This is a genomic window from Kitasatospora sp. NPDC087861 (assembly GCF_044742585.1).
In the GTDB taxonomy this organism is placed as follows: Bacteria; Actinomycetota; Actinomycetes; order Streptomycetales; family Streptomycetaceae; genus Kitasatospora.
On sequence record NZ_JBIUUS010000079.1, the window covers coordinates 1 to 10,033 of the forward strand.

A 10,033-nucleotide genomic window follows, 5' to 3' on the forward strand; every position below is an offset into this window, starting at 1 on the left:
ACCTGCCACGGTCGAGTACATCACCGCCACGAACGGCCTACGCCTGGCTCCCGTTCACGCCGAAGCAGTGGCTCTCATATGACCCGATGAATTCAGACGACCAACACCGCCAGGTCTGGCCGGGCGTACCCGGCCAGACCTGGCGGTTGGGTGCCCCGGCCGGACGCGCCGGCACCACCTGCCCCAAGCCCGTGCCGCGCACCCTGCGGCCGCCTGCCCCGCAGGACGACGGCACCGCCGTCCCCCGCCCCTGAGCACGCACCACCATCCGCCCGCACCTGCCGTCCGAAGGAGCCCCTCCTGAAAGCCGTGCCCGTCCCGCTGCCGACCCTCGAACCCGACCCCACCGGCTGGCTCGCCGACCGCCCCCTGTACCAAGCCGTGAACGACCTGCTCACCGAGATCCGCGACCTCTACCGCGGCGACGACGTGCCCTGGGTGGTCGGCTACAGCGGAGGCAAGGACAGCACCCTGACCCTCATGCTGGTCTGGCTCGCACTCGCCGGCCTACCGCCCGAGCACCGAACCAAGACCGTGCACGTGATCAGCACCGACACCGGTGTCGAGAACCCCGTCATCGCCGCCTGGGCCCGCCGCTCCCTGGACGCCATGCGCACCGCCGCCCACGACCAGCACCTGCCGATCGAGGCCCACCGCCTCACCCCGAAGGTCCAGGACTCGTTCTGGACCTGTCTGATCGGCCGCGGCTACGCCGCCCCCCGCCCCATGTTCCGCTGGTGCACCGAGCGGTTGAAAATCCGGCCCTCCAACGCCTTCATCCGCAGCGTGGTCGCCGCCCACGGCGAGGTGATCCTCGTGCTCGGCACCCGCAAGAGCGAGAGCCGCACCCGAGCCCTCACCATGGCCCGCCACGAGAAGGGCCGCGTGCGAGACCGACTCAGTCCCAACGCCAGCCTGACCAACTCGCTCGTCTACAGCCCCATCGAGGACCTGTCCACCGACGACGTGTGGATGCTCCTCATGCAGTACCCCAACCCCTGGGGCCACGACAACAAACTGCTCCTCGGCATCTACCAGGGCGCCACCGCTGACAGCGAATGCCCCCTCGTGGTCGACACCTCCACCCCCTCATGCGGCGACAGCCGGATGGGCTGCTGGACCTGCACCATGGTCGAGCAGGACAAGTCGCTCACCGCCATGATCCGCAACGACGAGAGCAACGCCTGGATGCGCCCCCTCCTGGACCTGCGCAACGCCCTCGACGCCCAGGACGACCGCCACCTACGCGACTTCCGCAGGATGAACGGCTCCCTCCTCCTGCACAACGACCGGCTGGTCCACGGCCCCTACACGCAAGCCGCCCGCGAGGACTGGCTACGCCGCCTGCTGCGCGCCCAGAAGGCCGCGCGCGCCATGGGTCCCCCCGAGGTCGCCGGCCTGTGCCTGATCACCATGGAGGAGCTCCACGAGATCCGCCGGATCTGGATCTTCGACAAGCACGAGGTGGAGGACCTGCTGCCGCTCATCTACGAGCAGGAGACCGGCGAGCCGTTCCCCGGCCGGCCGCTGGACCGCGAGCTCGCGAGCGGTCCCGAGAAGATGGCCGTCCTGCGCGAGGTCTGCGGCGACGACGACAACATGTACGAGGCGGCGCGCGCGCTCCTGGAGATCGAGCGCACGTACCGCACCATGGGCCGCCGCGCCGGCCTCTACGGAGCGCTGGAGAAGGTCCTGCTCCGCCACAGCTTCGAAACCGAAGAGGAGGCCCTCGCCTTCGCCCGGCAGCGCCAGGGCGACCAGCCCGACCAGGACGACGGCGATCACCAGATCGCACTGTTCTGACGAAGCCCTAACCGCCGCCCGTCCGCACCCGCGGACGGGCGGCTTCGCGTCGTGCCCGCACCCGAGCGAGTCACCACACTTCCCCGTCCGGTCTAGGTGCGGTATTTTTCTAGTTGTCACACCCGTGGGGGCCGGCCCTACCGCCGAATCCGCGCACCACCGAGAGAAAGCAGACCGACCATGATCCCCTACGGCGTCACACCAGCCGACGACGAGACAGCAGCCAAGCTTTTCGACATGTCCACCGGCTACTGGCGCGACACCAAGCGCTGGACCAAAATCCCCGGCCTCAAGCTGTTGAACCGGGACAGCAAGCGACCCCGCCGCGTCTTCTCCCTGGAACAGCTGCAGGCCGCGCTCGCCGGCGAGGAGCTGCCCCTCATCCCCACTGAGCCGCATCCCAAGGACCTCCTCGACCTCGAGGAGGCCCGCCTCTCGATCCCGGCGGAGCGCAGGCCGACCGAGAAAACCATGAACACCTACCGCGCGCCCAGCTCCGACACGCGCCTGCCGGACCCCGTCGACGTCTTCGGAACCGAGTACTGGCCCCGCGCGGTCATCGAAGACTGGGACGAGAAGCGAAAGCCGGTCGGCAACCCGGCTGGCCGGCCCGTCGGCGTCGTCGAGACCAAGCCGCGCGCGACCTCCTACCCCAAGGCCGAACAGCGCCGCGCCCTGGTGCGCGAGCTGCTCACCCAGCACGGCGCCGAGCTCACCCCGGACACGGTCTGGAACGCCCTCCAGGACGCCAATCTCGGCGTGACCGAGCTGTACGCCGAGCGCCTCCTGCGCGAGGCTCGCAAGGCGGCCGCCGAGAGCTGACGACCCGTTCTGTCCGCCGCCGGCGGACAGAACGGGTCGGAAGTGCCGGACAAGCGGGAGAGGCGATGAAGCAGACGAAGGCTGAGCGGGCGCTGCACTACGTCGAGAAGCGCAGCGTTCTCGTGCCGCACGGCTGCCGGTACTGGACGCACCGGTCGCTCACCAGCGATGGCTACGGCAAGGCCGTCGTGACCGAAAACGGGCGCGAGCGCACCGTCCGGGTGCATCGATGGCTGTTCGAACAGGTGCAGGGACCGGACCCGCTGCCGCCCGAGCTCAAATGCGCTCACGGATGTAACGAGAGCCTGTGCGTGGAAATCACCCATCTCTCGGCGGTCTCCCAGCTGGCGAACCTGCGGCAGATGGCCGCCCAGAACCGCAGCGCGGGCCGAGCGCACCGCGGGCACGCCGACACACGCGGCCCACTGGGCCGGGCACTCGCCATCCAGGCTGCATTGAGGAACGGCCTCGACCTAGCCGCGCTCGCCGCCGCGATGCTCGCTGGCGAGGCACGTCCGCTCGTGCGCCAGGCCCTCGCTGATGGCTACAGTGCCGAGTCCTACCTGGCAGCCGTGGACGCGTCCGATCCCAGCACAGCGCAGCTTCCGCTGTTCCCGGCGAATGGGAGCGGCTCCGGACCCAGCCGAGAGGAGGCAGAGTCGTCCGATTCGATCCCCGGTCAGCTCAGCCTTTTCTGACCGGACGAAGGCAAACGGTGGCCCCGGCCGGACGACAGTGGATTGTCGTCCGGCCGGGGCCACCGCGCACTCAGCTCCACCTCACACTGCGGATCCTGGCGGTTGGGTTGCCCCAGCCGGAACATCGCCCGGTCCCTCCTGGTGCGGAACCGCGACCGGGCCGACCTGATACGACGCGCCGTCCGCCTCTGGCGAGCCCGTCTCCGCGCTCGCCCCAGCCGCACCCGCCGGAGCCGTCTCCGGGGATGCTTCTGGCGACGGCCCGGCCTGCCCGGCGATGCTCTCTGCGGCCAGCCGCGCAACCGCCGCGTCGTAGGAGCGTTTCGCCGCGCGGACATCCGCCGGCGTCAGTCCCAGCCGTGCCGCCGCCTCCTGCTGGCTCACCCCGGTGTCGAGCATCTCGACCACCAGCGCCTCCACCTCGCCGCGCTTCGCCGCCAGCTGCCTTCCGCGCTGCTCGCGCAGGTCCGCGACGCGGCGCTCGGTCTCGGCGTCGAAGTCGTCGATATCGCCCTGTGCGACCAGGTACTCCTGAGCGATGCGGATCCGCTCCTTCTCCGCCGCTGCGAACTCTGCCGCCAGCTGCGTCGCGCGCTCGCGCGCGGCCACCTGGCGCGAGCCCCTCCTCTGCTGCGTCATGCGCTGCACCCTCCGTCCTTGATCCGGTTCGATGCACATTCTGCACCGAGCCCGCGCGGGTGGCACCGGTGCGGGTGCGCGGCACGCGGGTGCACGCGGCCGCATGCACCCGGCCGCGCGGGTGCTGCATGGCCGGCAGCAGGTGGCGCTGCACGCCTCATGCGGCCGACGGTGCATCGGTCTGCACCTCACCCGCGCGGCCGCCCCGGCTCCGGTCAGCGGAGCGCCTGCAGCTCGGCGACGATCCGTCAGAGCGGCTCGCCCTCTGCCACGCCCACAGGGTGCGTCGCAGGTGCGGTTTTCCACAGGCATGCTCGGGTGAAGGTGACCCTGGAATCTGCGTTGCAGACCCGGGTGAGCATGCCTGTGGAAAACCGCCTCGCAAGCTCGTGACCGTGATGATCTTGAACCGCTCGTCGTTCCATCCGAGTCGACACTCGCAAGCTCCCGATCGACTCGGATGGAACCCCTCACTCCTTTCAAGATCATCACGGTCACACCTCAGACACATGTGTGACCTTGGGGGGTAGACTCGCCTCGTGATGACCGTCCACCGCCTCAGCGCAGGGGACGGGTATGCCTACTACATCCGAGAGACCGTCACCGCCGATGAGCGTCGGGAACGGGGCCGTGAGCTCGGCGATTACTACACCGCGAAGGGCCAGCCGCCCGGCCTCTGGATGGGTTCCGGCATCGGGCTGCTCGGCGTCTCCGGGACGGTGACTGAGGCTCAGATGCGGTCGCTGTTCGGTCAGGGCCTGCATCCCGAAGCGGAGCGGATCATCGCCGAGCGGATCGCCGAGGGATTCACCCCGAAGAAGGCTGTCGCGGCGGCCAAGCTCGGCCGCGCCTTTCCCAAGTACAAGGGGCCGGACAGCGAGTTCACCCGGCGCCTTGATGAGGCGACGGAGGCGTTCAAGCGCATGAACCGCAGGGCGCCCGGTGCGAAGGAGCGCGCGGATCTGCGCGGTAAGGTCGGAGCCCAGATTTTCCGCCAGCAGCACGGGCGCGGGCCGGAGTCCAAGGAGGAGCTCGGCCGGTTCATCAAGCGCGCGGAAGGCGGTGCGCAGAAGGAGGCGGTCGCCGGGTTCGACCTCGTCTTCTCCGCCCCGAAGTCGGTCAGCGTGCTCTGGGCGCTGGGCAGTGAAGAGGTGCGCCGGGCCGTTGAGCAGGCGCACGAGCAGGCCGTCGCGGACACCCTGGCCTGGTTGGAAGCTGAGGCCGTCATGACCCGTACCGGGTTCGGCGGGATCGCCCAGGAGCACGTTCAAGGCGGCCTGATCGCGACCCGTTTCCGGCACTACGACAACCGCCTGGGCGAGCCCCTGCTCCACGATCACGTCGTCGTCGCCAACAAGGTCCTGGGGCCTGACGGTAAGTGGCGAAGCCTCGACAGCGCCCTGCTGTACGCGATGAACGTCCCGGCTTCCGAGCTCTACAATGCGCGCGTAGTTGAGGCCGTGTGCACGGAACTCGGGCTGCGCGCGGAGGCCCGCGAGGTGACCGCTGGCAAGCGTCCCGTGATGGAGATCGCCGGCGTCGGAGGCGACCTGATCGAGGGGCACTCCCAGCGCTCCCAGGGGATCAAGGAGCGGGTGGCCGAGCTCGTTGAGCAGTTCCGGCAGGAGCACGGGCGGGAGCCTTCCAGCAAGGTCTTGCTGCAGCTCATGCAGCAGGCCACGCTCGATACCAGGCCCGACAAGGAGAAGGCCCGGTCGCTGTCCGAGCTGCGTGTCGAGTGGCGCGCGGCAGCCGTCGATGCCTACGGTGCCGACCGGGTGAACGGCCTTCTGCGGGCCGCGCAGGCCGTCGCGGACGGCTTTCGCGAGGACACCGCCGCGTTCCGGATCGACATGGAGACGGCGGCCCGCGAGGTCATCGAAACGGTCTCCGAACATCGCAGCGTCTGGGGCCGTCGGCAGGTCCTGGCCGAGGCCCGCCGCTGGGTGATGAACGCGACCCGAGGCACCCGCCCCGGTGCCGATATCGCTGAGCAGATCGCCGCCCTGGCCCTGGTCACCGAGGCGATCAACATCACGCCGCCGGACGCTAACCCGCGATTTCCCGAGCTCACGCGGCCGGACGGAACGAGCATTTACCGGCGCCGCGAGACCGAGCTGTTCACCTCCTGCGCCGTGCTCGCCGCCGAAGAACGGGTCGTCGCCGCGGCACGGACCCTGGTGATCCCGTCCGTGTCCGCCGAGGTGTACGAGCGCGTCGAAGCCGCCTACCAGCTCGCCCATCCCGACCGCCCACTGGACGCCGGACAGCGCGCCCTCGCCCGCGCCTTCGCCACTGGCGAGCACCTGGTCGAGGCCGCCATCGGCCCCGCCGGAGCAGGCAAGACCACCGCCATGGCGGTGGCTGGCGACGCGGTGCGCGCCGCCGGCGGACGGGTCGTCGGTCTCGGCCCCTCCGCTCGAGCCGCCGCCGAACTCTCGGCCGGAACTGACGCCCCTGCCTACGTCCTGCACGAGTGGCTGGCCCGGCGAGAAGGCGCCCACGACGGCGCGCCCATCGAGCCTGGCTTCGAGCTATTCCCCGGTGACCTCATCATCGTTGACGAGGCCGGAATGGCTGGCACCAAGCGGCTGGCTGCCGTCATCGCAGACGCCCAGCAGGCCGGTGCCGTGGTGCGCCTAGTCGGTGACCCGGGACAGCTCGCGAGCGTCGAATCCGGCGGCGCACTGCGACTGCTCGCCGGGACCGTGGACGTGGTCGAGCTGGAGAGCGTGCACCGTTTCCGCGCGGAAGGCGAAGCCGCTGCCTCCCTCGCCCTGCGCGGCGGTGAAGTTGAGGATGCCTGGACGTGGTACCTCGACGAAGGCCGCATCATCGCAGGCACCCGCGAGCAGATGATCCGCCAGATCTTCGCCGACTGGCAGACCGACATCGACGCTGGCCTGACGGCCATGATGATGGCCGACGACAACGCCACCGTCAGCGAACTCAACGCCATGGCTCAGGCTCACCGCCTGGCCACCGGACGGCTCGACCTGGCCCACAGCGTGGGCCTACGCGACGGCCTGCAGGCTCACCGAGGCGACCTCGTCGTCACCCGCAAGAACGCCAGGAAGAACGTGGTCCGCGGCGGCAAGGACTTCGTCAAGAACGGCGACCAGTGGTCCGTCGTGCGCGTCGCAGACGACGGCACCATGGTCGTCCGGCACACCGGCCACGGCGGTCAGGCGACCCTCCCCGCCGACTACGTACAGAAGCACCTAGAGCTGGGCTACGCCAGCACCGCGCACCGCGGCCAGGGCGCCACCGTCGATACCGGCAGCGGCCTGTTCAGCACCCGCACCGCCCGCGAGGCCGCGTATGTCGAGATGACCCGCGGCCGCCAGAAAAACCGAGGCTACGTGATTCTGGAGGACGGCCAGACGATGGCCGACGTCCTGGAATCGATCGTCCGGAATGCCCAGGCCTCCCGCTCCGCCACCGACACCATCCGCGAGGAATGGGACCGCGCCTGGGGCATCCGCCAGCTCGCCAACGAATACACCGACGTCCACGCCCGAGCACTGTCCCTGCGCTACCAGAGCATGCTCCGCAACCTCCTGGGCGAGGACGCCGAGGGCTTCATCGCCGCCGATGCCTGGCCGGCCGTCGTGCGCGCCGTGCGCGACGCCGAGGCCGCAGGCTTCGCACCCGAGCGGATCCTCAGCGCGGCGTACCACGAGCGGGACTTCCACGACGCCGACGACGTCTCCGCCGTGCTGTCCTGGCGCATCGACAACCACGTTGAAAACGCCCGGGGGACCGTCGAAAAGCTTGCTGGCGAGCAGACCAGCAGGCCACTTGCGGACCTCACAACCGAGCAGCTCGACGCTCTCGAAGCCCGGGCCACCGAACGCCGTACCCAGGCCCTGGAGAACCTGAACCGGGCAGACGCCCGCGTGGCCAACCGTCCGCGCGGCGTCGTGGTCGACGGCCAGCCGGTCCCGGCCTGGCCTCACCGCGCGTACGGCGATCGCACCCGTACCCAGCTCGCTGCGGAGATCGCCCGGGTGCGGTACCTCGGCCGGAGCGCTGACCGCGCGGGCGACGACAATGGCGCGCGCGAGGCCTACGCAGCCCTTGCTTCCATGCGACGGGAGCAGCGCATTCGCGCCCGCATGGCGCCGCTCGACCGCATGCGCGAGACCTGGCAGCGCGAACCAGGCACCGGCCACGCGGCCACCGCGGGCCTGGAGGGCGTCGTCGTGTCCGCGATGATGCGAGCCAACGTTCAGGGCCAGGAGGAGGCCCGGGTCCGGCTGGAGCAGGCCGAGGTCGTCATCGAGCGCGTGCGCGCCGAGCAGCGCATCCGCCGGATCCTGCCGGACAATCCGGCGCCCGTCCCCGACCACAGCGGGCCGGTGCCCGAGTGGCTCGCGCCGCGCGAGGTCGAGCGCGACCAGCACACCCCCGAGGCGTGGGTCGAGCACCTGCAGCAGCGCCGCGCGGTGATCGAGGACCGCCTGCGCCAGACCGGCCACGTCCTCGCAGAAGATCCGCCGGCCTGGACTCGGATCCTGGGCCCGGTGCCGCCCGTCGACCACGAGCTGCGCGAGGCCTGGGAGCTCGACGCCGCCCTCGCCGACGCCTGGCGCACCCGCCGTCAGGTCCGCGACAGCGAGCCGGGGATCGGCGTCCGCCCGGAAGCCGAGGCAGACGCCCAGGCCTGGCAGGCGCTGCACGATCAGGTGTCCCGGATTGGCCGCCGTGCGCGCGCCGTCGAGGCCGCGGCACAACGCGCCGAAACCCTCTACCCAACCGCCATCCAGGAGACGGCCGAGACCAGCGTCGAGTCGGACCCGGCCGCCCTGGCGGTGGCCGAGGAGACCCCGGTCGTCGAGGCCGAGCCGCACGAGGAACTCACTGCCGAGGACGTCGGGATGGTTGCCGTCGACCCGGTCTTGCCCGCCGTCGAGCAGGCACCCGAGGAGAGGCCGGACGAGCCGCGGGCCGAGCGTGAGGCCGAGGTTTCGGTTGCGGACCCGCAGCAGGACCTGGCCGCCGAGGAGCCCGATCCGGTGCTCGACGCCGCCCGCGCCACGGACGAGCCGGACGCACGACGGGGCGCGCCCGAGGTGAGCGAGGACGGCTGGCAGGACCTGCCCTACGCGATGCTGTCCGACGCCGAGCTCGCGACCACCCTGGCCTACGCCGTGGACGCCGCCGAGACCGCCCAGGAGCAGACCACAGCGCAGGACGCCCGGGTGACCGAGCTCGCCGAGGCCCTCGCCCGCGGCGGCGAAGTCGAGCAGCGCGTCGCGGCGCGCGCCGAGCGTGTCGAGGCCATCCAGCAGATGCGCGCGGCCGCCGACCGGGTCCGGGAACTCACAGCCGGTGTCGAGTTCGACGCGCACCAGGTCGCCGACGTCGAGGCCAAGTTGGCGGAGACTGGCCGGTTCGGCCGGCCCGCCGTGCGCAGCCCCGAGCGGGAGCAGATGGAGCGCCAGCTGCTCGACCTGCGCGCCGCCGCCGCCCAGCGCGAACAACAGCTCTCCACCGCCCGGCAGCGGCTTGCGGACAGCACCCACCGAGCCGGCCCCGAGCGCGACCACGACGAACTGCTGGCCAACTGGGAGCGCGCCGGCGGCAGCCGCGAGACGGTGCTGGCGCGCACCAAGGCATCGCGATCCCGGAGCCTGCAGTCCGCCCGCGTCGAGGCCGAAGAAGCCCGCTCCCGGGTCACCACCCTGGACGCGTCGGCTGCCTCGATCCGCCAGGAGATGCAGCGCCGCGACGCCCAGCCCTACGCCCAGCGCGTCGCGGAGGAGACCCGCCGACTCCAGGCCGCCCAGCGCACCGCCGAACAGCAGCGCCAGCAGAACCAGCAGCAGGGCCCCGACCAAAACCGTGGCGGCCGCAGCCGCGGCGGCCCCGAGCTGTAAGAGCCGGCGAGCAGCTGGGGCGGTCGCCGCTACGGTAGCCCCGGCCGCGTTGCCCGACTCAAGTAGAGGAGTTCCGCGTGTACGTCGACATGACTGTTTTTATCGGGGTGAACGAGAGCCACGACTCCGGTCTGCTTGAGAGCCAGTGGTTCTCCGGCGAGAGCAAGAGCCATCCGTCCGGTCAGGTGA

The 10,033-nt window shown here is 70.8% G+C and carries 6 protein-coding genes; 5 read left to right on the forward strand and 1 reads right to left on the reverse strand.

Annotated features, from left to right (window positions below):
• Window positions 1-86 precede the first annotated feature (86 nt).
• The 4 genes from ACIOJE_RS40685 to ACIOJE_RS40700 all read left to right on the forward strand — a co-directional run bounded on the left by ACIOJE_RS40685 (window position 87) and on the right by ACIOJE_RS40700 (window position 3,323).
• Window positions 87-254 (forward strand): hypothetical protein, encoded by a 168-nt coding sequence (locus tag ACIOJE_RS40685; RefSeq protein WP_400783667.1) that lies wholly within the window; start codon window positions 87-89, stop codon window positions 252-254.
• Between the two features lie 55 nt (window positions 255-309).
• Complete coding sequence (gene dndC, locus ACIOJE_RS40690) at window positions 310-1,803, forward strand: DNA phosphorothioation system sulfurtransferase DndC (protein WP_280686320.1); 1,494 nt, start codon at window positions 310-312, stop codon at window positions 1,801-1,803.
• A gap of 180 nt (window positions 1,804-1,983) precedes the next feature.
• Complete coding sequence (locus ACIOJE_RS40695; protein ID WP_280686319.1) at window positions 1,984-2,625, forward strand: hypothetical protein; 642 nt, start codon at window positions 1,984-1,986, stop codon at window positions 2,623-2,625.
• A 65-nt stretch (window positions 2,626-2,690) separates the two neighbouring features.
• Entirely contained in the window at window positions 2,691-3,323 is a 633-nt protein-coding gene (locus tag ACIOJE_RS40700; protein ID WP_280686318.1) for an HNH endonuclease, read from the forward strand.
• Window positions 3,324-3,404: 81 nt separating this feature from the next.
• On the opposite strand, the gene ACIOJE_RS40705 is transcribed toward ACIOJE_RS40700, so the two are convergent.
• Window positions 3,405-3,962, reverse strand: coding sequence for a hypothetical protein (locus tag ACIOJE_RS40705; protein WP_280686317.1), 558 nt, complete (start codon window positions 3,960-3,962; stop codon window positions 3,405-3,407).
• A gap of 542 nt (window positions 3,963-4,504) precedes the next feature.
• Here ACIOJE_RS40705 and mobF point away from each other — a divergent pair.
• Complete coding sequence (gene mobF, locus ACIOJE_RS40710; protein WP_280686324.1) at window positions 4,505-9,844, forward strand: MobF family relaxase; 5,340 nt, start codon at window positions 4,505-4,507, stop codon at window positions 9,842-9,844.
• The last annotated feature ends 189 nt before the right edge of the window (window positions 9,845-10,033 follow it).

Bases quoted from the DNA above. Each gene is read 5' to 3' on its own strand.
- ACIOJE_RS40705 (WP_280686317.1), bottom strand. From the start codon at position 3,962: ATGACGCAGCAGAGGAGGGGCTCGCGCCAGGTGGCCGCGCGCGAGCGC.
- ACIOJE_RS40700 (WP_280686318.1), top strand. From the start codon at position 2,691: ATGAAGCAGACGAAGGCTGAGCGGGCGCTGCACTACGTCGAGAAGCGC.
- ACIOJE_RS40685 (WP_400783667.1), top strand. From the start codon at position 87: ATGAATTCAGACGACCAACACCGCCAGGTCTGGCCGGGCGTACCCGGC.
- ACIOJE_RS40695 (WP_280686319.1), top strand. From the start codon at position 1,984: ATGATCCCCTACGGCGTCACACCAGCCGACGACGAGACAGCAGCCAAG.
- mobF (WP_280686324.1), top strand. From the start codon at position 4,505: ATGACCGTCCACCGCCTCAGCGCAGGGGACGGGTATGCCTACTACATC.